The 22,600-nt window shown below is 74.8% G+C and carries 17 protein-coding genes; 10 read left to right on the top strand and 7 right to left on the bottom strand.

Annotation, left to right across the window (positions count from 1 at the left end):
- Nucleotides 1-245: 245 nt before the first annotated feature.
- Complete coding sequence (locus WMF33_RS33980) at nucleotides 246-1,667, top strand: phosphatidylglycerol lysyltransferase domain-containing protein (protein ID WP_437332520.1); 1,422 nt, start codon at nucleotides 246-248, stop codon at nucleotides 1,665-1,667.
- Between the two features lie 54 nt (nucleotides 1,668-1,721).
- On the opposite strand, the gene WMF33_RS33985 is transcribed toward WMF33_RS33980, so the two are convergent.
- The gene (locus tag WMF33_RS33985) at nucleotides 1,722-2,633 is read right to left on the bottom strand and encodes a glutathione S-transferase family protein (protein WP_437332521.1); all 912 of its coding nucleotides are present in this window, start codon (nucleotides 2,631-2,633) and stop codon (nucleotides 1,722-1,724) included.
- A 136-nt stretch (nucleotides 2,634-2,769) separates the two neighbouring features.
- Here WMF33_RS33985 and WMF33_RS33990 point away from each other — a divergent pair, with 136 nt between their 5' ends.
- The 3 genes from WMF33_RS33990 to WMF33_RS34000 all read left to right on the top strand — a co-directional run bounded on the left by WMF33_RS33990 (nucleotide 2,770) and on the right by WMF33_RS34000 (nucleotide 5,394).
- On the top strand, nucleotides 2,770-3,231 hold the full coding sequence (locus tag WMF33_RS33990) for a PaaI family thioesterase (RefSeq protein WP_437332522.1): 462 nt from the start codon (nucleotides 2,770-2,772) through the stop codon (nucleotides 3,229-3,231).
- 37 nt (nucleotides 3,232-3,268) lie between these two features.
- On the top strand, nucleotides 3,269-4,333 hold the full coding sequence (locus tag WMF33_RS33995; RefSeq protein WP_437332523.1) for a 1-aminocyclopropane-1-carboxylate deaminase/D-cysteine desulfhydrase: 1,065 nt from the start codon (nucleotides 3,269-3,271) through the stop codon (nucleotides 4,331-4,333).
- 236 nt (nucleotides 4,334-4,569) lie between these two features.
- Nucleotides 4,570-5,394 carry a fibro-slime domain-containing protein gene (locus WMF33_RS34000; RefSeq protein ID WP_437332524.1) on the top strand — a complete coding sequence of 275 codons (825 nt, stop codon included), beginning with the start codon at nucleotides 4,570-4,572 and terminating at the stop codon, nucleotides 5,392-5,394.
- A gap of 114 nt (nucleotides 5,395-5,508) precedes the next feature.
- Here the strand turns inward: WMF33_RS34000 and WMF33_RS34005 are convergent, their stop codons facing one another.
- The 3 genes from WMF33_RS34005 to WMF33_RS34015 form a co-directional block, all read right to left on the bottom strand.
- Nucleotides 5,509-7,794, bottom strand: coding sequence for a M20/M25/M40 family metallo-hydrolase (locus WMF33_RS34005; protein WP_437332525.1), 2,286 nt, complete (start codon nucleotides 7,792-7,794; stop codon nucleotides 5,509-5,511).
- Nucleotides 7,795-7,876: 82 nt separating this feature from the next.
- Entirely contained in the window at nucleotides 7,877-8,581 is a 705-nt protein-coding gene (locus WMF33_RS34010; RefSeq protein WP_437332526.1) for a helix-turn-helix transcriptional regulator, read from the bottom strand.
- Between the two features lie 125 nt (nucleotides 8,582-8,706).
- On the bottom strand, nucleotides 8,707-10,992 hold the full coding sequence (locus WMF33_RS34015; RefSeq protein WP_437332527.1) for a hypothetical protein: 2,286 nt from the start codon (nucleotides 10,990-10,992) through the stop codon (nucleotides 8,707-8,709).
- A 345-nt stretch (nucleotides 10,993-11,337) separates the two neighbouring features.
- Between WMF33_RS34015 and WMF33_RS34020 the strand changes: the two genes are divergently transcribed.
- The gene (locus tag WMF33_RS34020) at nucleotides 11,338-11,625 is read left to right on the top strand and encodes a hypothetical protein (protein WP_437332528.1); all 288 of its coding nucleotides are present in this window, start codon (nucleotides 11,338-11,340) and stop codon (nucleotides 11,623-11,625) included.
- Nucleotides 11,626-11,662: 37 nt separating this feature from the next.
- Here WMF33_RS34020 and WMF33_RS34025 read toward each other — a convergent pair whose 3' ends face one another.
- A complete protein-coding gene (locus WMF33_RS34025; protein ID WP_437332529.1) occupies nucleotides 11,663-12,727 on the bottom strand; it encodes an SMP-30/gluconolactonase/LRE family protein in 1,065 nt (354 codons plus the stop codon).
- A gap of 277 nt (nucleotides 12,728-13,004) precedes the next feature.
- A complete protein-coding gene (gene yedA / locus WMF33_RS34030) occupies nucleotides 13,005-14,207 on the bottom strand; it encodes a drug/metabolite exporter YedA (RefSeq protein WP_437332530.1) in 1,203 nt (400 codons plus the stop codon).
- 154 nt (nucleotides 14,208-14,361) lie between these two features.
- Between yedA and WMF33_RS34035 the strand changes: the two genes are divergently transcribed.
- The 5 genes from WMF33_RS34035 (at nucleotide 14,362) to WMF33_RS34055 (ending at nucleotide 21,127) form a co-directional block, all read left to right on the top strand.
- Nucleotides 14,362-15,816, top strand: a complete 1,455-nt coding sequence (locus WMF33_RS34035; RefSeq protein WP_061623191.1) for a PLP-dependent aminotransferase family protein — start codon at nucleotides 14,362-14,364, stop codon at nucleotides 15,814-15,816.
- Nucleotides 15,817-15,960: 144 nt separating this feature from the next.
- Entirely contained in the window at nucleotides 15,961-17,748 is a 1,788-nt protein-coding gene (locus WMF33_RS34040) for a hypothetical protein (protein ID WP_437332531.1), read from the top strand.
- A gap of 82 nt (nucleotides 17,749-17,830) precedes the next feature.
- Nucleotides 17,831-18,277, top strand: a complete 447-nt coding sequence (locus WMF33_RS34045; RefSeq protein ID WP_020738723.1) for an Rrf2 family transcriptional regulator — start codon at nucleotides 17,831-17,833, stop codon at nucleotides 18,275-18,277.
- Between the two features lie 164 nt (nucleotides 18,278-18,441).
- Complete coding sequence (gene trxA / locus WMF33_RS34050) at nucleotides 18,442-18,765, top strand: thioredoxin (protein WP_437332532.1); 324 nt, start codon at nucleotides 18,442-18,444, stop codon at nucleotides 18,763-18,765.
- Nucleotides 18,766-19,156: 391 nt separating this feature from the next.
- The gene (locus tag WMF33_RS34055; RefSeq protein WP_437332533.1) at nucleotides 19,157-21,127 is read left to right on the top strand and encodes a serine/threonine protein kinase; all 1,971 of its coding nucleotides are present in this window, start codon (nucleotides 19,157-19,159) and stop codon (nucleotides 21,125-21,127) included.
- An 8-nt stretch (nucleotides 21,128-21,135) separates the two neighbouring features.
- Here the strand turns inward: WMF33_RS34055 and WMF33_RS34060 are convergent, their stop codons facing one another.
- Nucleotides 21,136-22,587, bottom strand: a complete 1,452-nt coding sequence (locus WMF33_RS34060; RefSeq protein WP_437332534.1) for a hypothetical protein — start codon at nucleotides 22,585-22,587, stop codon at nucleotides 21,136-21,138.
- Nucleotides 22,588-22,600: the final 13 nt, after the last annotated feature.

The following is a 22,600-nucleotide window of genomic DNA, read 5'->3' on the forward strand; positions in this document are numbered from 1 at the left end:
ACGTGGTTGCCCTGAACTCGAGCCCCTCGTGCGCCGAGCCGCCGCCCGCGCGGAGCGCGCGGTGAAGGCCCTTCTCCGATGCGCGGACAAATACCGACGCAGCGTCGCTTTTCTACAAGGGCGGATTGCGGAGCGCGCTGTCGATCAGGCCCTTTGCCGCTGGACTCCTGCGTGGCGTACCGACGCGGCTGCCTCGAACAGCGCTGCGAGCACCGGAGCGCCCCTGCGCTATGCTCGGCCGGACCGTGCCGCCGCTGAACCATGGCCCCGACCGAGAGCGCGTCCTCGCGCTGCTCAAACGCCACGGGTGGAACGCGACCTCGTTCCAGACCCTGGAGTCCGACTTTCGGTATTGGTTCCATGGCGACGACGCCTGCGTGGCCTATGTCGACACCGGCGGCGCGTGGGTCGCCGCGGGCGCCCCGATCGCGGCGGCCGAGCGGCTGGTCGAGGTCGCGCGGGCGTTCGTGGAGGCAGCCGCGACGGCGGGGCGGCGCGCGTGCCTCTTCGGCGCGGAGGCGCGGTTCTCCGAGCGGGTCCCGTGGAGCGCGATGCTCATCGGGGAGCAGCCGGTGTGGGACCCGGCGCGGTGGGGCGACGTCCTCCGGTCGAGCCGGAGGCTGCGCGAGCAGCTCCGGCGCGCGCGCGCGAAGGGCGTGGTTGCGCGCGCGGTGAGCCCCGGCGAGATCGAGGACGCCGAGAGCCCGCTGCGGCGCGACGTGGAGCGCCTCATGGCGCGCTGGGCCTCCTCGCGGCCGATGGCGCCCATGGGATTCCTCGTGCAGCTGGAGCCGTTCTCGTTCGCCGGCGAGCGGCGCTACGTCGTGGCGGAGGCCGGAGGCGCGGTGGTCGGCTTCCTCGCGGCGGTGCCGGTGTACGCGCGGCGCGGCCTCTTTCTGGAGGACCTGCTGCGCGACCCCTCCGCGCCGAACGGCACCACGGAGCTGCTCGTGGATCACGCGATGCGCACCGCCGCGGCGGAGGAGTGCCTGGTTGTCACGCTCGGCCTCGCGCCGCTCGCCGGGCCTGTGCGGCGCGGGTTGCGCGCGGCGCAGCGGCTCGGGGCTCGTCTCTACGACTTCCAGGGCCTTTACGCGTTCAAGGCGAAGCTGCGGCCCGACAGCTGGGTCCCGATCTACCTGGTGTACCCGCCCGGCGGCCGCGGGCTCGTGGCCATCTATGACGCGCTCGCGGCGTTCGCGCGCGGAGGTCTCTTGCGCTTCGGGCTCGCGACGCTGCTGCGCGGGCCGGCCGTGGTCTTCGAGGTGCTCGGCTGGCTGCTCATCCCGTGGACCGCGCTGCTCGCGCTCGCTCCGGCGGAGCGATGGTTCCCGTCACCCTCCGTGAAATGGGCGTGGGTGGCGTTCGACGTGTGCCTCGCGCCGGCCATGCTGCGGCTGAGCCAGCGGCACGGGCAGACGCTCTCTCTGGTGCTGGCCGGGCTGGTGACCTGCGACGCGGCGCTGACGCTCGTGCAAGCGTTGCTGTTCAACCTGCCGCGGGCGCGGGGGGCGTTCGAGCTCGCGGTCGTGGGTGTGGCGGTCGCGGCGCCGGCGGTCGCGGCGGTGCTGCTGTGGAGCGCGCGGATGCACAGGCCGAAGCATCTCCGCGGCCCGAGGAGAAGAATCGATCTCATGCGTCCGCGTGGGTCGACTTCGATTTCGTGATGGAGTCGGGGCGCGGGGCGTCCAACGCGGCCCGCGGTGGCGGGTCGGCGCGGCTCACCGCTCCTTGATGCGATATCCGGCGCGCGGGAAGTGCAACGCGATCTCCCCCACCTCCGGGTCGTGACGCAGAATCGTGATCTCGGCGGCCGAGCTCCGCACCACGACGCCCCGGCTCTCCTCTGGACCGTGATCGTCGGCCGCGATCGCCACCGAAGCTCCCGGCCGGAGCCCCTCTCCTGCCGCCGTCTCCCCGCCGGCGACGTCGGCCGGCTCGGACGCGCGGGCGATCGCGAGCGCCTCGGCGGCGCTCATCGGCCGCGCGTCGCCCGGCCCGAAGGCCTCGATGCGCGCGAGCCACGCCGCGAGCGCCGGCCGCGCCTCGACGGCGGCGAACAGCCTCGCGCTCTGCTTCATGAACCAGACCGGGTGGAAGCACGCCGCGTCCGCGATCGAGAACGCGTCGCCCAGCAGAAAGGGCCGGTCGCGGAGCTGGCCGTCGAGGCGGTCGAGCGACAGGAGCGCCTGGCTCAGGGCGTGCGGCGCCGCCGCGAAGATCGCCTCCTTGCTGAGCGCCGGTGACATCGCCGCGCGATCCGCCAGGATGCCGGGCGGCAGGGCAGGAAACAGGTCGACGACCACCGGCGGCACGATCTGCGACGTCAGCCGGTGGTCCGCCCAGTCCTCGATCAGCCCGGCGAGCCCGGACTGGCCCGGCGGGAAACAGGCAGGCTCCGGCCTGAGCTGCTCCAGGCGCCGCGCGATGCACGCCGTGTCGCAGTAGACGTCCGCGCCGATCTGCAGGACCGGGATCCGCCGGTAACCCCCGGTGAGCGGCGTCAGCTCCTGCTTCGGCGCCATCATCGGCTGCTCGACCGAGCGCCACGCGATCTTCTTGTACGCCAGGATCCGGCGGATCTTCTCGGCGAAGAGCGAAAGGGGATAGTGATGAAGGATGATCTCGGCCATGAAACACCTCTCTCCCGGGCGACCTCCCGTGATGGCGTTCACCTTAGGGAGCGCGCCGCGCGCCGTTCTTGGAAGATCTTGCGATCACCAGGAGATTGCCGGAGGCCCTCGGCGGCGCGTGTACTAGGCTGTCTCCATGGCCGAAGGGAACCCTGAGGATTTCGCCGCGGCGTTCAACGCCGCGAACATCGACGGCTGGGTCAGCGCCATGGGGCTCCGGCTCGTCCGCGCGACGGGCGACGGGGTCGAGGCCGAGCTCGACATCGGGCCGCAGCACCGGCAGGCCTACGGCATCGTGCACGGCGGCGTCCACGCGGGGATCATCGAGACGCTCGCGTCGGTCGGCGCCGCGCTCCACGCCCTGCCGGAGGGCCGCTCGGTCGTCGGGCTCGAGAACCACACGAGCTTTTTGCGCGCCGTCCGGTCGGGGCGGCTCCGCGCCGACGCGCGGCCGCTCGACCGCGGGCGGCGCACCCAGGTCTGGGAGGGCTCGGTCCACGACGAGCAGGGCCGGCTCTGCGCCACGGGGCGCGTGCGCCTGCTCGTGCTGGAGCCGGACGCGGTGCTCGCCGGGCAGCGCGCCGGCGCGCCCGGCTGACGCCGTATCCTCGACGCCCCTTCGCGAGGTGCCCTCGATGCGCGACGCAGTCGCCCTCCGGACGATCGATCGCATTCCCCGGCTCGGCTGGATCGACGCCCCCTCGCCCGTCGAGGCGCTGCCGCGGCTCGCCGCCGCGCTGGGCCTCGATTACCTCGGCGTCAAGCGCGACGACCTCTGCGAGCCCGTCCACGGCGGGATGAAGATGCGGAAGCTCGACTACGTGCTCGCCGCCCCCCCGCTCTCGACCGCGGCGGCGTGGTCCGCGGCGGGCGGCATCGGCTCGGGCAACCTCGCGGCGCTCGCCGCCGCGGCGGAGCGGCTCGGCCGGCGGGTGCACGCGCACCTGTTCTGGACCGACCTGTCGAGGAGCGTGATCGACAACCTCGCGTTCATCGCCTCGGGGCCGACCTCGATCCGCTTCTATCCCTCGCGCCTCGAGCTCGCGCTCGCGCGGCCATCGCTGTTCCTACCGCTCCGCGCGCGGGACGGCGACGGCGCGGCCGTCGTGCCGCTCGGCGCCACCTCGGCGCTCGGCATGGTGGGCGTCGCGCGCGCCGCGCTCGAGCTCAGCGCGCAGGTGCGCGCGGGCGAGCTCCCCGAGCCCGAGCGCGTCTACGTCCCGCTCGGCTCCGGCGGCACCGCCGCGGGGCTCGCCGTCGGGCTCGCGCTCGGCGGCCTGCGGTCGCGGGTCGTCGCCGTCGCCGTGGTCGAGCGCCTCCTCGCCTCGCGCCTCCGCCTCGGCGCCCTCACGGCCGAGCTCCGCGCCCTGCTCGCGCAGAAGGGCGCCTGGCCCGTGCCCGCCGCGGCGCCGATCGACCTCGTTCACGGCTACCTCGGCCGCGGGTACGGCTCCCCGACGCCCGAATCGCTCGCGGCCTGCGAGGCGCTCGCGGCCGAGGGCATCTCGCTGGAGCCGGTCTACACCGGCAAGGCCATGGCCGCGCTCATGGCCGACGCGCGGCGTCGCCGGCTCGGCCCGGCGCTCTTCTGGCTCACCGCGCGGCGCGAGCCCCTGCCCCGCGCGCCCGGCTTTTGCGACCGCCTCCCGGCCGCGCTGTCGCAGCGGCTCGGCGCCCACTGTGGCGACGGCGCTCGGTGAATGCCCCACAGCTCAGCGCATCTCCGGCGGACCTACCGCTCTGTCGCATCGTCGCAATTTTATGATTCGACCCGCGATGGCGGCGGGATAAGATCGCTTCTCCCTTGCGCCCTCGGCCGGTGTTTGGTTTGGCTGCCCGGGCGCCTCGCGCGCGCAACTCACGCTCAGAACTCACGCTCAGAAGGAGTCTTCGCATGCTTCAGCCGCTGCAATCGAATTGGTGTGCTCCGCTCGCAATGATGCTGGTCCTGGCCGGGGTCGCCTGCGGCGGCAGCGAAGGCGGGTCGAGCGGCTCCGGGAACAGCTCCGGCGCCGGGGCTGGCGCGGGCGCGCCGACGGGCGGCGACGACATCGGCAGCGGCGTGACGGCGGGGCCGGGCGCGGGCTCGGGCGCCGGCAGCGGCAGCGGCAGCGGGTGCGACGCGAACCTCACCGGCATCGTGCGCGACTTCCGCGCCTACGACGGCGGCGAGGGGCACCCCGACTTCGAGACGTTCACGGGCCAGGGCCTGAAGGGCATCGTCGAGCGCGAGCTGGGCCCGGATCAGAAGCCCGTCTATGCGCACCGGGGCGGCACCGAGCACACGACCGGGCCGGCCGAGTTCGATCAGTGGTACCGCGACGTCGACGGCGTGAACATGCCGATCCAGTTCACGATCACGCCCACGGTCGACGGGAACGGCCTTGCCACCTACGACAACCGGGCCTTCTTCCCCATCGACGGGGAGGGCTTCGGGAACGAGCGGAGGGAGCACAACTTCCACTTCACGTTCGAGCTCCACATGAAGTTCGTCTACAGAGGTGGCGAGGAGTTCTCGTTCTCCGGCGACGACGATCTCTGGGTGTTCATCAACAACCGGCTCGCCATCGATCTCGGCGGCCTCCACAGCCCGCAGTCCGACGAGCTCGACCTCGACGCGATGGCGAGCGAGCTCGGGATCACGCCCGGCCAGGAGTATCCGCTCGACTTCTTCCACGCCGAGCGGCACACCAACGAGTCGAACTTCAAGATCCAGTCGACGCTCGCGTTCACCAACTGCGAGCCCATCTTCGTCGACTGAGCGCGTCCGCGGAAGGGTTTGAACCGCGGAGGCACAGAGATCATTCCTCTCCCTCTGTGCTCTCTGTGCCTCTTTGGTTCCTTCTCTCTCTCGTGACGGCGCGGCGGCGCGGGGCTAAAGCCAGAACGACCCGCTCACGAACGTCGAATCCGCGAGCCGGTACGGCACCCCCATGAGCTCCTTCGGCCGCGACCCGGGCGCGAGCTCGCGCGGGAGCTCGTACGTCTGATCCATCAACCGGATCTCGATCGGCCCCGCGTCCTCGACCTCCAGCGACCACTCGATGCCTTCCGGCGGCAACCCCATGTAGGTGAAGCCCCAGCGCTGGTTCCGCCCCGCCCCGCGGGCCGACTCCTCCACGCGCCGCCCGTCCACCACCGCGCGGATCACCGCCGTGGGGGACGCCACCTCGGCGAGCAGCCAGGGGGCTCGCCGGGGCGACGCGACGCGCAGCCGGAGCGACCGCACGCCGCCGCCCGTCGCGTCGCCGAGCACCGTGAGCGAGGGCGGCGGCAGGGCGAGGGCCGGCGCCTCGCTCTGGTGGGCCACGCGCACGTACGGCACCGCGAACGAGGGCGCCTGCGCGCGCCCGGCCGGGAAGTACCCGGCGGTCCACGGGTCGAGGTCCGGGTCGGCCGAGAGCCAGTGGGCCTTCCCGCCGGCGGCGTCGAGCGCGTACGCGAGGCTCGCCGGCCGGGGCTCGGCCTCGGTGAAGCCGAGGGTCGCGCAGGCCGCGGCGAGCGCCGCGAGGCCCGGCAGGGCGAAGGCGAGCGCGAGCCGCCGCGAGGCCCCGCCGCCGAGCAGCTCGGCGTGCGGCAGGAAGAGCCCGAACACGAGCGCGACGGAAAGGGCCGGCGCCGCCGCCATCGGCAGCCCCAGCGCGACGAAGAGCAGGTACGGGCCGGGCACCGCCAGCGCGACCGCCGGCGCCGCGGTCGCGACGAGGAGCGCCGCGTCGCCGAGCGTCGGCGGGGCGTCGCCGCGCCGGATCGTCACGGCCACGACGCCGACCAGCGCGGACGCGAGCGGCCAGGCGAAGTAGAAGCTCGCGCCGGGCATGGAGAGGCTCGCCCCGGCGAGGAGCGAGAGCCACACGAGCAGCGCGCCGAGGGCGAGATCGCAGGCCCCGAGCCGCCGCCGGAAGAGCCGGTAGCCCGCCGCCGAGACCGCGAGCGCGGCGAGGGCGAGCGCGATCCGGAACGCGGGCGCGTTGTACGGCTCGAACGGCATCGCCCGCAGCGCCGGGTGGACGCGCCGGAGGAGCCACCCGAGCCCGCCCACCGCCCCGGCGGCGCCGAGGAGCAGCGCCAGAAAGGCGAGCGAGCCCGCGAAGATGCCGCCGAGCGAAGCGCGCCGCCGGCGCCGCGCGAGCGCCGCGGCGCCCGCGAACAGGCCGAAGACGAGCGCGGCGATCGGGATCGCCCAGCCGATCGGGTGGGAGACGACGTGGGCGCCCCAGGTGTTGAAGTACACCGCGTCCTCGCGGTCGGGGCGCCGCAGGTCGAGCCCACCGAAGCGGCGCGCGAGCGAGAGCGCGTAGTCTCCGGCGTGCTGAACGCTCCGGAGATCGAGGTTGTCCACGGTGTCGGACGGCGTGTGGTAGTGCGCGGCGTCGTCGCTGAAGGCGAAGTTCAGCCCGGGGATGCCGGCCCGCTTGAAGACGCTGAAATCGGTGCTGTGGCCGAGGCGCCGCGCGACCGCGGGGAAGAGCGACGACGCGATCGGCATCGGCGCGGCGCGGGCGAGCTCGCGCACCGGGAACGCGTCCCCGGGCCCGGTCTCGAACATCGCGACCACGCCGCCGGCCCCGCGGGCGTCGAAGTTGAGCGCGAACCCGATCTCGCCGCGCAGCGGGTGCTCGTCCATGAACGCCTTGCCGCCGAGGACGCCCCCCTCCTCCGCGTCCGTGAGCAGGAGCAGCACGTCGTTGCGCAGCGGGGGGCCGCTCTTCAGCGCGCGCAGCGTCTCGAGCAGCGCCGCCACGCCGCTGCCGTCGTCGGCGGCCCCCGGGCTGCCAGGCACCGAGTCGTAGTGCGCGACGAGCGCGACCGCCCGGGTGCTGTCCGCGCCCGGCAGCCGCGCCACGACGTTCTCGACGCGCGCGGCGTCGTACGGCAGGCCCCACTGCCGGCTGAGCACCGAGGTGCGCTGCACCTCCGCCGGCGCGCCGAGCGCCGCGAGCTGCGCGAGCAGGTAGTCGCGCGCCCGCCGGTGCCCCGCCGAGCCCGTGGGGCGCGGCTCCGCGGCGAGCTCGAGGAGGTGCGCCCTGGCCCGCTCGGCCGAGAACACGTCGGGCGGGGCGCTTCGCGGGACGACGCTCGGAGGGCTCAGCTGCGCGATGCGGAGCGCGACCAGCGCGAGGAGCGCGAGGGCCACGACGAGACGGGGCGACCACGCCATGCCGCGGTCGTACCACCGATCCGCCGTGGCGCGGAGCGCGCGGCCGCGCCGCTCCCACGGCGCGACAGGCGCGCCTCGCCGGTCACCGATGGCCTCGATCGTTCCTCGCCTCGGCCTGCCGGAACCGGAAGAAGTCGTCCAGCGTCCGGCCCTCCGCCTCCTCGAAGCGCTCGTCGAGCACCTCGAGGCCGTGCATGCGATCGAGGCGGAAGCTGCGGAACTCGGCGCGCAGCTCGCACCAGGCGGCGAGCGACCAGCAGGTGCCCATGAAGAAGAGCCCCAGCGGGAGCGCCGTCCTCGTCGAGCGGGCGCCGTCTTCGCGCGCGTAGCCGAAGCGGATCTTGCGGCGCTCGCCGACCGCGGCGCGCAGCTCGGCGAGGTGCGCCGTGGCGCCCTCCGGGATGTGGTAGCTCGGCGCGAACAGCGCGCTCGCCGCGACCCGGGGCCGGAGGCGCTCGGGCAGCGCCGCCTCGATCTTCTCGAGGGCGCGCCTCGCGGCGCGCACGAGCGCCGGATCGGACCAGCTCTCCACCATCCGCGCGCCGAGCACGAGCGCCTCGATCTCGTCGTCCTGGAACATGAGCGGCGGCAGATCGAAGCCGCGGGGCAGGGCGTAACCGACGCCGGCCTCGCCCTCGATCGGCACGCCCGACGCGATGAGATCGCGGATGTCGCGGTAGATGGTCCGCTCCGAGACCTCGAGCTCCTCGGAGAGGCGCGCGGCCGTGGTGACGCGGCGGCGGCGCAGCTGCTGGACGATCTGGAACAGTCGGTCGGCTCTCCGCATGATGGCGCGCCCTCTCGCCGGCGCGGCCGCGAGGAGCGTGGGGGGAGCCTAGCCCGGGGCTCCTGACGGCGCGCTGCCATCAGGAGCGTCGATGCGCGCCGGCCCGCCGGCGCCCGGGCTCCGCCTCAGCCGAACGGCGCCGCGGGCCTCGGGCCGCCCTGCGGCCTGCCGCCCCCGGGCCCGTCGATGTCCTCGTCCTCGGGCCGGCGCGACAGGCGCGCGGCCGCGCGCTGGTAGAGCTCCGTGAGCGGCGCGCGGTGCGCGGCGAGGAGGACCGTCGCCCCGGCCAGCCACAGCAGCGCGAGCGGCACGAGCGCCGAGGACGTCGTGTAGACGAGCACGGGGCGGAAGGCGCGATCGCGCGTGACGAGCTCGCGGCTCGCCTGGACCGACCGCTCGTAGTCCGGGAGCGACAGCGCCACCGGCGTCACCCCCTCCAGCACGGCGCCGCCGGGCGCGAGCGCGCCGCCGCCCTTGGACGGCTCCTCGCCCTTGATGGCGCGCGGGGCCGCGGCCGGCGCCATGGCCGATTCGTACGAGTTCCACCGCTCGGACCGGTAGCGCCCCGCCGAGACCGCGAAGAGCCCGACCAGGAGCGCGAGGCCGCCCGCGCCGAGCAGCACCACCATCGCGACCGCGCGGCTCGTGCCCCGGAAGAGCCGCCCCACGAGCCACGCCGCCCCGGCCGTCGCGATCCCGACCAGGATCGCCACGAACGTGGCGGGCGCCACGAACCACAGGCCCGCCATGATCAGCCCGCCCAGCGCGCGCAGCGCGCGCAGGCGCGCGCGGCCCGGCGCCCCGCCGGGGCGGACGGCGATCCACGCCGCCACGAAGCCGATCGCCACGGCGACGGCGTCGCCCGCGTCCGCGAACCACACCGGCCGGTCGCCGCCGAGCAGCGCGAGCGGCACCACGCGCTCGGGCAGCCCGACCGTGAGCGCCACCTCGCTCGCGGTGAGCGAGTAGCGCGGCATCGGCAGCTCCAGGGATCCGCCGAGCGGGCGCACCGCGGCCTGACCCAGCGACTGCACCTGGATCCTGTGGCTCCCCGTCTGCAGGGGCACGAGGACCTCCTCCGCGGCCGCGCCCTGGTGCATGATCCGCTGCGCCTTGCCGTCCGTGGCGAGGAAGATCGGCCGCCCGCCGGGCGCGTAGGGCAGGTAGTCGATCCCGTTGTTCTCGTAGGTCAGCGCGTCGTCGGCCACGAGGTCGCCGCGCTCGGTCAGGATCAGGGTGCGGCGGTGCTCGCGCACCACCGCGGCGAGCACCTCGACGCCCGCGAGCGGCTCGACCGCGACCTCGACGCGCTGCCCGCGCTGGACCAGCAGCAGGCGCGACGTCGCCTGGGTCCGCGGGATCGGCGACTCGGCGGCGTCGACCTGGCGAGCGTCGCCCTTCACGGTGAGCCGGTGCTCCGCGTCCGACTCGAACAGCCACCACTCGTAGGCCGAGCGCGGGTCGGGCGAGAAGACGCCGACCTTCGGGAGCGTGCCCGAGATCGTCACCTCGGCGGTGCGGCCCGAGGTGGGCAGCACGAGCTCCTCGCCCTCGACCCGGAAGCCGCTCGCGCCGGAGACGTCGAGCACCTTCTCCCCGAACGCGAGCGGCAGGCGCACCACGCCGAGATCGGTGCCCGACCGCAGCACGAGCCGGTACTCGAAGCCGATCTCCCGGCCGACGCGCACCGCGCGCGAGAGCTGGAAGACCGTGGGGCCCGCGCTCTGCGCCGCCGCGCCCCCGTCGCGGCTGAAGTGGAGCGTCGCCCCCGAGAGGCCCGAGAGCTGCGCGCCCTCCGCGACCGAGCCGCCGGTGACGTCGGCCTCGAACGTGTTGAGCGGGCCGGCCACGAGCAGCGTGAGATCGCCGTCGAGCGACAGCGTGCCCCGGAGCACGAAGCGGCGCGCGGCGGTCCAGAGGTAGTAATGGTCGTTCTCGAAGCTGATCGGCGCGGCCTCGCGGCGCGACGCGGGCCGTCCGTCGTCGAGGATGGCCTCGATGCGGACGTGCGCCGGCGGCCCGAAGAGCGGCACCGCCACCGGGCCGTCCGCGAGCACGCCGCCCGAGAGCTCGAACTGGAGCGGCCCCTCGCCCACCGCGCCGGTGATGCGCAGCCGGTCGAGCGCGTAACAGCGGCCCTCGCATTGCCCCGGGCCGCGGCGCTGATCGACCCAGCGCGAGAGCATCTCCAGCTGACCTGCCCATGAGTCCGGCGGCGGCGCAGACGCGTGCGCCGGCGTTGCGGCGGCCTTCGCCGCGGGCGCCGCGGGCGCCGCGCCCGCAGCAGGCGCCGCCGTCGGCTCGGCGGGCGCCTGCGCGAGCGAGCGCGGGGGGACGGCGAGCAGCAACAGCACCACGAGGAACCAGAAGAGCCTTGGAGGCGCGGCCTTGTTCCAGCGCGCGAGCGACATAGGGAGACTCCCTTCGTTGACCTGCCGAGCGAACGCGATGGCCGCCGCAGCGTCCTCATCAAACAGCTTAGCGAAAAACGACTGCAACAAAATCGACATGAGGCCTTGACAGTTAACGCGTCGCGTCGCAGTGTCGTTGCGTCGCGTTTGTGCCTCCGACGAGGCCACAGCGTGGATCTGTTGGCTGGCATGGCCGCGAGGCGAGGCCCCTCGTTCCAGTGCACATCGCATCTTGCGCTCTCGCGAGAGCGAGCGATGCGCGAGGACGGTCGGCCTGTGCTCGATGGATCGTTTCCGTACGCCCGCGTCCTTCGCGGGGGGACCAACCGAGGTGGGAGGCAGATCATGAGTGAGACCCAGAGCATCACGGAGCCGAAGGTCGAGAACAGCGTGAACGGGAGCGCCGCGCCCGCGTATCAGGCCGACGCGAACGCCGCGGCGCCGGCGACCAAGGCGCCTTTCATCGAGACGCTGCGCGAGCGGGGCACGTCCTGGGCAGGGGTGGCGATCGGGTATGGGCGGATCGCGCTCGAGCAGGCCGCGCGCGTCCTGGACCGGACGGCGGGGAGGCTCGGCGAGCTTCAAGAGAAGCTCAAGAAGGGTGACGTGCCCGCGGCCGAGGGCGCCCGCTGAACCGCCGCCGAGCCAGCGCGCCGCCGAGGAGCGTTCATCAGGGCGCTTCCGGCGGCGCGGGGACCGGCGCGCCGCCGATGCCGACCGCGACGGCGTAGATCGAGCCGGCCGCGCCCCCGACGTAAAGGGTCCTCGCGTTGAAGCCGGGGCCCGATCCGAACTGCGCATTGGCGACCCCGGTCGGAAAGCTCGCCAGGAGCTCCGGCTCTCCCACGGCCGCCCCGCCCGCGTCGAGCCGCACGCGATAGAGCTCTCTGTCCTTGTTATCGATCGTGTAGAGGTGACCGCACGTGTCGAGGGCGAGCCCGTCGAGCGTGGCCGACGCGATCGTCGTCACGAGCGAGGGCCGCGCGCCGGGGTCGGCGAGGTCGATCCTGCGGATCTCGCCGGCGGCGGCGTTCGTGTAGAACACGGCCCTTCGCGCCGGATCGAAGGCGATTCCGTTCGGCTGGCTCACCTCGGGGGCGCCGCTCGCGATCTCGTCGACCGTGGCGTCCGGGTTGAGGCGGAGCACGCGGCCGGCGGCGGCGTCGGTCGCCCAGACGTTGCCGTCGGCGTCCGGCGCGAGGCCGTTCGGCTCCTGGAGGCCCTTCACGTAATCGATGACGATGCCGGTCGCCGTGATCTGGACGACGTCGCCCATGCCGGGCCGCGCGGCCACGAGGGTCCCGTCGGGCCGGTACCGCAGCCCGAGCACGTTGCCCGGCAGGGACGCGAAGTTCGAGGTATGGCCCGAGGCCTCGTAGCGAACGAGGTTCGGCCCCTGCTTGGCGACGAGGTAGCCCTGGCCATCGAACGCGAAGTCCTCGCTGCCGCTGAACACGTCCGTGACCCGCGTCGGCTCGAACGGCCCCGGCGCGACCGCCGCGCACTCCCCCGTCGGCCCCGCGCCGACGCCCGCGCCCCCATCGCCGGCGCCTTCGCCGCCGCCCCCGCCTTCGCCGCCCCCGCCGCCCCCGCTGCCCGAGCTCGCGCTGCTCGACGTGGTGCCCGCCCCGCTGCCCGAGGTCGCGCTGGTCGCCCCGCCGATGTCGCCGCCGCACGCCGGGGGCGCACCGGAAAGGAGCAGCGCCCATCCGAGCAGCCGGTAACCTCGCTTCATCTACCTCTCCTCCTCGCGCCGCACACTACACGTCGCCTCCCGCATTGCCTACGGTCGACGGCGCTCGCGCCGCGCGGCGCCCGAAGGCAGCCTCCCGATCGCCGCCGGTCGAGGAGGCACCTCCACCCCCGCGCTGCCCCAAAGGAAGACAGAGCGGGGGGCCACCCGCACAGGAGACGGGCCCAGATCGACGTTTTCGGCGCGCAGGCGTACTCACGTACGCCGAGCACCGAAAACGTCGAGGTGGGCCCGTATCCGCAGCGGGTGGCCCCCCGCTCTAGCGGCGGGAAAGGAGGATGACGCCGGCGCCGATGATGGCGGCCGCCGCCCATGTCGCCGCGGAGGCGCGCTCGCCGCCGAGCAGGATGCCGAGCGCGATGGCGACGATCGGGTTCACGTAGGCGTAGCTCGTCGCGATCGCCGGACGCGTGCTCCGGAGCAGGAACGCGTACGCGCTGAGGGCCACGATCGACCCGAACACCGTCAGGTAGCCGAGGGCGAGGAGCGACCGCGCCGACGGCGGCGCCGCGAGGCGCTCGCCCGCGAGCGCGCTGATCCCGAGCATCACCGCGCCGCCCGCCAGCATCTCCGCCGCGACCGCCATCGACCCGGCCGGCAGCGGCAGCGTGCGGCTGTACAGCGAGCCGAGCGCCCACGCCACGGGGGCCAGCACGACGAGCAGCGCCCCGGCGTGCGCGGCGTGGAGGTCGCCGCCGAGGTGGAGCAGCGCCGCGCCCGCGAACCCGACGAGGAGCCCGAGCCACTCGCCCCGGGAGACCGCCGGGGCCCCTGCGGAAGCGCCCTCGCCGCGCCCCGCCCGCATCGTGGTGAACAGCGCCAGCCAGAGCGGCATCGTGGACACCACGACCGCGGCGACGCCGGAGCTCACCCACTGCTGCGAGACGACCACCAGCCCGTTGCCGAACACGAGCAGCAGCACCCCGACCCGCGCCGCCGCGCCCCACTGCCGCAGGGTCGGGCGCGGGACCCCGCGCAGCCGGAGCACGCCGTAGAGCAGCGCGCCCGCCGTCACGAAGCGCACCCCGGCCAGCAGGAACGGCGGCAGCGTCTCCAGCGCGATCGAGACCGCCAGGTACGTCGAGCCCCAGATCAGGTACAGCGCGGCGAGCGAGAGGAGCACGAGCCAGCTCCCCCGCGCATCCCCGAGCGCCGCCCGCGCGCGCTCGAGCGCCGCCCGCGCCGTCCGCCTCGCCTCGCCCGCGGCCACCGCGATCTGCGCCGGCTCGAGCGCCTCCACCACGAGGAGCCCACGCCCCTCGCCGCCATAGCTGGCCCCCGCCTCCAGCACCACGTCGTTCGGCTCACCCTCTCGGGTGATCCAGACAGAGCCGGCGGTGCAGCTCAGGAGCAGCGGACAGCCCCGCAGGCGGTGCGTCCACAGCCCCCCCTTCCCAAGCTCGATCCGCGACGACTCTCGGAGGCGCGACCGCGCCTCCGGAACAAGTGAGGTCAATTTCATGCCGCAGAGCTTGGTCTCAAGCGAGCGACCGGCACAGAGGCAGTCCGCCCGGCATTGAGGCCGGTACAGTTCGCTAAACGGACAACTGTACTGGTCCTCACGCCCGCCGGCTGTACCGGTACCGCAGCGCCCGCCCGGTTGTACAATCGTCTCCGTGCAGGCGCAGGCGCCCATCGAAGCCGAGGACGAGGCCCACCTCTACGATCGCGTCGCCGCCCACATCGCCGATCTGATCGCGCGCGGCACGCTGCGGCCCGGCGACCGGATCCCGTCGGTGCGGCGGCTCAGCCGGCAGCAGGGCGTCAGCGTCGCGACCGTGCTCCAGGCGTACCTGCAGCTCGAGAACCGGGGGCTCATCGAGGCGCGCCCGCAGTCGGGGCACTACGTCCGCGCCCGCCGGGTCTCGGCGCTCCCCGAGCCGCGGGCCGCGCGCGCCTGCACCACCGCCACGCGCGTCAGCGTGAAGAGCCTCGTCTCCAAGGTCTACCGGGCCTCCCGGGACCCGCACATCGTCCCGTTCGGCGCGGCGTGCCCGAGCCCCGATCTCCTGCCGACCGACAAGCTGAACCGGATCCTCGGCGCGATCGCGCGGAGCGCGGGCGGCGCCGGCGTCTCGTACGACCCGCCGCCCGGCCTGCCGGCGCTGCGGCGGCAGATCGCCCGGCGCTCGGTCGAGTGGGGCGTCGCGCTCTCGGCCGACGACATCGTGACCACGGTCGGCGCCATGGAGGCGCTCCACCTCTGCCTGCGCGCGGTCGCCCGCCGCGGCGACACGGTCGCGCTCGAGTCGCCGGCGTACTACGGGCTCCTCCAGCTCATCGAGAGCCTCGGCATCAAGGCGCTCGAGGTCCCGTCGCACCCCCGCACGGGCATGGACCTCGACGTCCTCGAGGAGATGCTGGGCCGCCACCGCATCAAGGCGTGCCTCGCGATCCCGAACTTCAACAACCCGCTCGGCAGCGCCATGCCCGACGAGGCGAAGGAGCGGCTCGTCGCGATGCTCGCGCGCCGCGAGGTGCCGCTCATCGAGGACGACATCTACGGCGACCTGCATTTCGGCGACGTGCGCCCCCGCCCGGCCAAGGCGTTCGATCGCAAGGGGCTCGTGATGCTCTGCTCGTCGTTCTCGAAGACGATGGCGCCGGGCTACCGGGTCGGCTGGACGGCCCCCGGCCGCTTCCTCGACGAGGTCGAGCAGCTCAAGTTCGGGCAGAGCGTGGCGTGCGCGACCTTGCCGCAGATGGCGATCGCCGAGTTCCTCGAGATCGGCGGGTACGAGCACCACCTGCGCACCCTCCGGCGCCGGCTCGCCGCCCAGGTCGCGCGCATGAGCGAGGCGATCGCCGAGCATTTCCCCCCCGGCACCCGCGTCTCGCGCCCCGCCGGCGGCTTCGTGCTCTGGGTCGAGCTGCCGCCCGGCGCGAGCGCGCTCGACGTGCACGAGCGCGCGCTCGAGCACGGCATCAGCGTCGCGCCGGGGCCGATCTTCTCGGCCAAGCACCGGTTCTCGAACTACATCCGGGTGAACTGCGGCTACCCGTTCACCGACCTCATCGAGCACGCGGTCCGGACGCTCGGGCGCCTCTGCGCGGAGGCGGCGGCGGGGTGATCCACGGCGGCGCCCGGCGCGCGGGCCCGCTCGCGGCGGCGGCGCGGCGCGGCCGACGGCGCTGACGGGCGCGCTCTGGCTGCCGTACCCGCCCTGAAGTAGAACCTCGTCGCTCGCCACGAGCGCCCCGACGAGCCCACGACCTTGCGTCCCCGACACCCCGCGCCCGTTCCTTCGCCCGCGCCCCCGCTCCGTGGCTCCGAGCCCGCGCGCGCGGCCCGCGCCTCGACCCCCCCGCGCGCGCCCCGCCCCTCGCGCGCCCGTGCGGCCTGGACGCTCGCCGCGCTGCTCTCGGCCTCGCCCGCCTGCCGCGCCGGCGCGGCCGCCTCGCCGGGCGCGCCGGCGCCCGAGACGCTGCGCCCGCTCCCGGACCGCATCGACGGCAGCACCCTGCTCGGCAGGGACGCGCGGCGCGCGGCCGAGGCCGGCGCGGGCCCGCTCCGGGTGATCGGGGCGGACATGGCGTCCGACGGCGATCGGCTCGGCGCCTTCGTCGAGGTGCCCGCCGGCGAGTGCATGCTCGCGATGGCGCGCGTCTCGCCGACGATCGGCGACGTCGACCTGTTCGCCTTCGAGGACGACGGCAGCGCCTTCTCCACGGACGAGGCGGCCGACGCGCGCGCCTCCATCCTCGTCTGCCCCCCGCACCCGCGGCGGCTCTACGTCATGGCGCGCGTCATGTCGGGCGCCGGGGCGGTCAGCGTCGGCGTGCAGGGCGTCCCGGTCCAGGCGGCCGACGCGGTCGCCCGCGCCGTCGGCGCGCGCGGCCGGGCCGGCGACGAGAGCGGGCGGCTCGAGTCGTGGCCCGGCCTCGAGGCGAAGGTCCGCGCGCACCGCGGCGCCATCGGCGCGCGCTGGGAGGACGTGCGGCGCGTCGCGCTGCCCGTCGGCTCGCGGACCGCGAGCCGCATCGGGGCGACCCTCGACGGCGGCCGCTGCGTCGACGTGCTCGTCTCGCCGAGCGACGAGGTCGCCTCGCTCGAGGTCGTCGCGGAGGACGAGACCGGCAGGATCGTCGCGCGCGCCCGCGAGCGGGGCCAGGATCGCGTGCTGCTCCTCTGCGCGACGGTCTCGATCGAGCTCTCGATCGCGGTCCGCTCGCGCGGCACCCAGGGCCTCGTGGCCGTGGTCGTCGGCCGCTCCCAGCCGGGCGCCGAGGCGGAGATCTCCGGGGCCACGCCGATCGAGCGGGTGACCGAGAGCCGCGATCTCGCCGAGGTGCGGGCGGACCACGGCCGCGCGCTCGCCGGCCGGGGCTACGGCGCGCCGCGCGTGTCGACCGGGGCCGCGCGGCTCGGCAGCCGGACGACGCTCCCGATCGAGCTGCCGGCCGGCTGCGCCCGGATCGACGTGCTGGCCGGCAGGCCGCTCGCCGACGTGCTCGCCGAGCTGTGGAGCGACGCGCACGCCCTCCTCGGCCGCGCCCGGGGCGGCGCGCGGGCGACGATCTTCGCCTGTGGGAGCGGCGGCCCCGCCCGGATCGACGTCGAGTCGATGGCGCAGCCTGGCCCGTTCGCCGTCGAGGTCCGCAAGGAGCCCAAGGCCCCGCCGGCGCTCGTCGCGCACCCGCTCGCCGCCGCGAGGCTGCTCGGGCGCATGAGCGCCGCCGGCCTCGCCGACGCCTCGGCGGCCGCCGGGGCGCAGGCGGTGGCGCTCGACGCCTCGCGCCTCAAGATCCTCCCGCTGCAGATCCCGGCGAACACGTGCGCCGAGGTGATCGCGGCGCTCGACGCCGGGGGCGCCGGCGTCGATCTGCGCCTCGTCGACACGTCGACCGGGGAGAGCTCGCTCGCCCGCGCGCGCCACGTCGTGTCCGACAGCCGCTGCGCCGGCGCGTCGCCCGTCCCCGCGTCGATCGAGCTCAGGCTCGCCGACGGCAAGGGGGAGGCGCTCGTGCTGACCCGCACCTCGGCCCGATCGCCGTCGCCCTGACGACGGCGTCGCGGGGCGCCGCTCCCCGGAGGCTTGACAGCGGAGACGTCGGAACCCTCAGATACCTCCGAGAGGCCCTTCGATGTCCTCGGGTCGCTTCGCCATCGCCACGCACGCGCTCGCGTTGCTCGCGCAGACCGAGGAGAGCTGCGCGAGCGACGAGCTCTCCGCGAGCATCAACACGAACCCGGCGTTCCTGCGGCGCATCCTCGCGCGGCTGTCGCAGGCCGGGCTCATCGAGGCGCGGGAAGGCCGCGCCGGCGGCTACCGCCTGGCGCGGCCGGCGAAGAAGATCCGGCTGAGCGAGGTGTACGCCGCCGTGGAGCCGGACGGCGCCATCGCGCCGAGCCCGTGCGAGCCGAACGCGAGGTGCCCGATCGGCGCGGGCATCCAGCGCGCGTTCGACGAGGTCGCCGAGGCGGCCAACGAAGGGCTGCTGCGCGGCCTCGCGCAGAAGACCGTCGCCGACATCGCGCTGCGGGCGCAGCACCTCGGCCGCCCGGCCCCGGCGCCGGTCAAGGCCGGCTGATCGCGCCGGGCCCGGCCCCGCGCGGCGGCCTCCCCTCCCCTGGCGGAAACTGAAACCGTGCCTATAACAGTTGATGCGAGCGTGGCCGTCGAGACCGGGCCGGCGTCGAGCCGGCGATCGCGGCCAGGGGCGCTCGCCTCCGAGTGAGCTGAAAGGACAGCGCCATGGGCAGCAGCAACGTCATCGAAGTCAACGACCTGAATTTCGCTCAAGAGGTCCTGGAGACCGATACACCGGTGCTCGTGGACTTCTCCGCGTCCTGGTGCGGCCCCTGCAAGCGGCTCGCGCCGATCGTCGATGAGATCGCGGCGGAGACGGCGGGTCAGGTGAAGGTGGTCAAGCTCGACATCGACGAGTCCCCCGCGGCCACGAAGCGCTTCGGGATCCGCGGCGTCCCGACCGTGGTCGCCTTCCAGAACGGCGAGGCCCTGGGGCGGCACGTCGGCCTCGCGAACAAGAAGACGCTGCTCGCGCTCGTCGGGCGCTGACGCCCTCCGCTCGCCGAGCGCGCCGCGCCAGCGCGGCACCGCAGATTGACCGCGGATCGCCCGCGTCGTGATGCTCCCCACACACGGCGCGGAGGCCGCCGCGGCGCCGTGCGCGGGCGCCCGACATCGACCTTCATCTCGCGCGAGCTGCGCGCTTTCACCCGATCTGCGCGCGTGGTGCGCGGCGCAGCGCGGCTCGTCCGTTGTCTTCCACGGACGCAGCACCCCGTTGACATCACCACCCGATACGAGATCCTTTCGCCAAGGAAGCTCAGCATTCCGCGGCGGTGCTCGCGGCCGTCCGTCGAGGCCGTCCGGGGGTCGCCACGCGGGGCCCTGCCGGTGTGGGGTGTTGCTGGCACGGCGCGACTGGCCTGGCTTCCCGAAGGCCATGGCTCTGTTCGACGACGACTTCGAGACGCTCGAGCAGCTCCCCGAGATGCGGAAATCTCGCGGCAAGGGCGGGGATTCGCTCGGCCAGACCCCCACGCCGGTGAACCCCGGCCGCGCCCGGGCGGAGCTCGCGGACATCACGAGCGACGGCCCGCGCTACGAGGTGCGCTCGCTGCTCGGCGTCGGCGGGATGGGCGAGGTCCACTTCTGCAGGGACCGCCGCATCGGCCGCGACGTGGCCATGAAGGTCATCCGCGCGGAGCACCAGGGCGACACGACGCTCCGCCACCGGTTCCTGCGCGAGGCCCGGGTGCAAGGCCAGCTCGAGCACCCCTCGATCGTGCCGGTCTACGACCTCGGCGTGGACGCCAAGGGCTCGGCGTACTTCACGATGAAGCGCCTCCGGGGCCTCACGCTGGCGAGGATCCTGAACGAGCTCCGCGAGGGCGACGCGACGGCGCTGCAGAGCTTCTCGCGCCGCAAGCTGCTGACCGCGTTCTCGTCCATCTGCATCGCCGTCGACTTCGCGCACTCGCGCGGCGTGCTCCACCGCGACCTCAAGCCCGCCAACATCATGCTCGGCGACTTCGGCGAGGTGTACCTGCTCGACTGGGGCGTCGCGAAGCTCATCGACACGCCGTACCAGACCATCGACATGGGGGAGGACCCCATGAGCACGCGGACCATCCCGGGCGACGTGCTCGGGACGCTCGGGTACATGTCGCCGGAGCAGGCGCAGGGGTGCGTCGACACGCTCGACGCGCGCAGCGACGTGTACTCGCTCGGGGCCATCCTCTTCGAGCTCCTCACGCTCAAGCCGCTGCACCCGAAGAAGGATCGCAACGAGATGCTCGACTCGCTCCTGCACGGCGCGGACGCGCGGGCGTCGGTGCGCGCGCCCGAGCGGGAGGTGCCGCCGGAGCTCGACGCCATCTGCGTGCGGGCGACCCGGCGCGAGCCGTCCGAGCGCTACCCGACCGCGCGCGCGCTCTACGAGGCGGTCGAGCGCTTCCTCGACGGCGACAAGGACGTGGAGCTCCGCCGCGGCCTGGCGGCGCGGCACGCGGGCCTGGCCGAGGAGAGGGTGGAGAAGGCGCTCGCCGGCGGCAAGGAGGCCGAGAGCGCCCGCAAGACGCTGCTCAGCGAGGTCGGCCAGGCGCTCGCGCTCGATCCGTCGAACGAGCGCGCCCTGGAGACGCTCCGGCGCATCCTGACCGAGCCGCCGCGCGAGATGCCGCAGGAGGTGCTCGCCGAGCTCGACGCGGCCGCGGCGGCGCGGCACCGGCTGCAGCTGCACGCGGGCATCCGCGCCGAGCTGCTCGCGACGGCGATCGCGACGCTCGTGGCCGCGGTGTGGCTGGGCATCCGCGAGTGGCAGGTCTTCGGCTTCATCCTGGGCTTCACGGCCCTGGCGGCGCTGATGAAGTTCATCGCGGCGCGCCTCGTGCACCGCCGGTCCGCGGAGTGGTACGCCTACGCCGGGTTCGTCTTCAACGTGCTCAGCTTCCTGTGCATCGGTCGCGGCTTCGGCCCGCTGCTCTTCATGCCGATGCTCCTCGTGATCTTCACGTACGGCAACTCGTTCACGTACCGGACGGCCTACCGCGTGGCCGTCGTCGTGACCGGCTGCGTCGCGGTGCTGGCCGCCGCGTGGATCGAGTACTCGGGCATCCTGCCGCGCTCGTACGAGTTCACCGACGGCGCGATGGTCATCCTGCCCCAGGCCGTCGAGCACTCGAAGGTCCCGACGATCACGGCGCTGACGCTGACCACCCTGTTCATGCTGGTCGTGCCGGCGTTCATGATGGGCCAGCACCAGCACGCGCTCCGGGACGCGGAGCGGCGCGCGTTCCTGCAGGCGTGGCAGCTCCGCCAGCTCCTGCCGGAGCGGGCCCAGCCGGGCGCCGTGGCCAGCCCCGCATCGGGGCACACCACGCAGCGCCGGAGGCGCCCGCGCGCGGCCGAGTGACCGCCGCGTCAGTCCATGGGCCAGACCGAGAGGACCCAGACCGGGGAGCCGCCGCGCGCGGACACGCGGAGGGCGGCGCTCTCCTCGATGTCGGAGCAGAAGGCCACGCCGGCGCCCTCGCCGCCCTCGCCGGCGTCGTCGCGCGCGGCGCGGTCGCCCACCTCGACGGAGATCCGGAGCGCGCGCATCTCGCCCCGGACCAGCGCCGCCGCCGCGAAGTAGCAGCGGCCCGGCTCGACCTCCACGGGGACGAGCGTGTCGCCCTGCGCGCCGACGGCCTCGGCGATCGCCTGCGCGCGCGGCGCGGGCGCGTGGCGGCGCTTCAGCGCGGCGGCCAGGTTGCCCCGGGCGCGCGCGCCGAAGTACCCCGGCACGTGCGGGGGCATCGGCCACTGCGCGTCGGACAGCACGACCTTGACCGGGCCCGCGGCGCCGAGGAACGGCACCTCGACGACCCCGGGCTCCCCGAGGCAGAAGTCGAGCCGCGCGTCGGGCGCGTCGGAGCGGTCGCGATCGAGCAGCCGCCCCGTGCCCGCCTCGCGCGCCTCGGCGTCCAGATCGGTCGCGCGGCGCACCGTGGCGCTCGGGACCTCGGCCATCAGGTCGAGCCGGTGACAGCCCTCGGGGAGCTTGACCGAGAACTGCCCCGTCCCGACCGTCGAGGCGCGCATGTCGAGCGGCGCGACGCGCGGCGCCCCCTCGGCGCGGGCCCGGCGCGCGGCGCGCGCGACGCGGGCGTCGAGCGGCCCCGGCTCGGCCGGCCGCCCCGGGTCGCCGCGCGGCGCGACGGGCCCTGACACGCGCTCCGGCAGGATCGCCTCGAGCCGCTCCGGCGGCCCGCTCGACGCCGCGACCACGACCTCGAAGGCGCCGCGCGGCGACAGCACCTCGAGCGCCACGCGGCCCAGCGTCTCGCGCGCGTCCCCGCACCGGACGAGCGCCGCGGCCCCGGCGACGCTGTGGATGCGGCGCTCGTCCTCGGGATCCTGGCCGCGCAGCCGGTGCACGAGGCCCTCGAGGGCAGACAGCTCGCCCGAGGACGACTCCGGCTCCAGCGTGAAGTCCACGATGCGCGGCGCGAGGAACGCGACGGTCAGGCACTCCTCCGCCTTCGGTCCGGCCGCGCCGCTCGCGCCGGCCGCGCCGCTCGCGCCGCTCGCGCCGGCCGATCCGGCGACGCCGCTCGCGCCGGCCACGGCGGCCGCGCCGGCCGGCGGCGGATCGATCGCCAGCACCCGGAGGCGGCCGTGCTCGACGAAGATGGAGGGGAGCCGCGCGACGCGCGCGCCCGAGAGCGACCACATCCGCGCGACGCGCGCGGCGTCGTCGCTGAGGTCCGCGCGCGCCGGCGCCCCCACGGTCATGCCGGCGAGCGCGGTCAGCCCCGCGAGGGCCGCGCCGCGCGCGGCGCCGACGGCAGCGCGGCGGCCCCGCTCGACGAGGCCGCGCGCCGCCGCCATCAGGCCGGAACGG

The sequence above is a fragment of the Sorangium sp. So ce394 genome, assembly GCF_051474665.1.
GTDB lineage: Bacteria > Myxococcota_A > Polyangia > Polyangiales > Polyangiaceae > Sorangium > Sorangium cellulosum_D.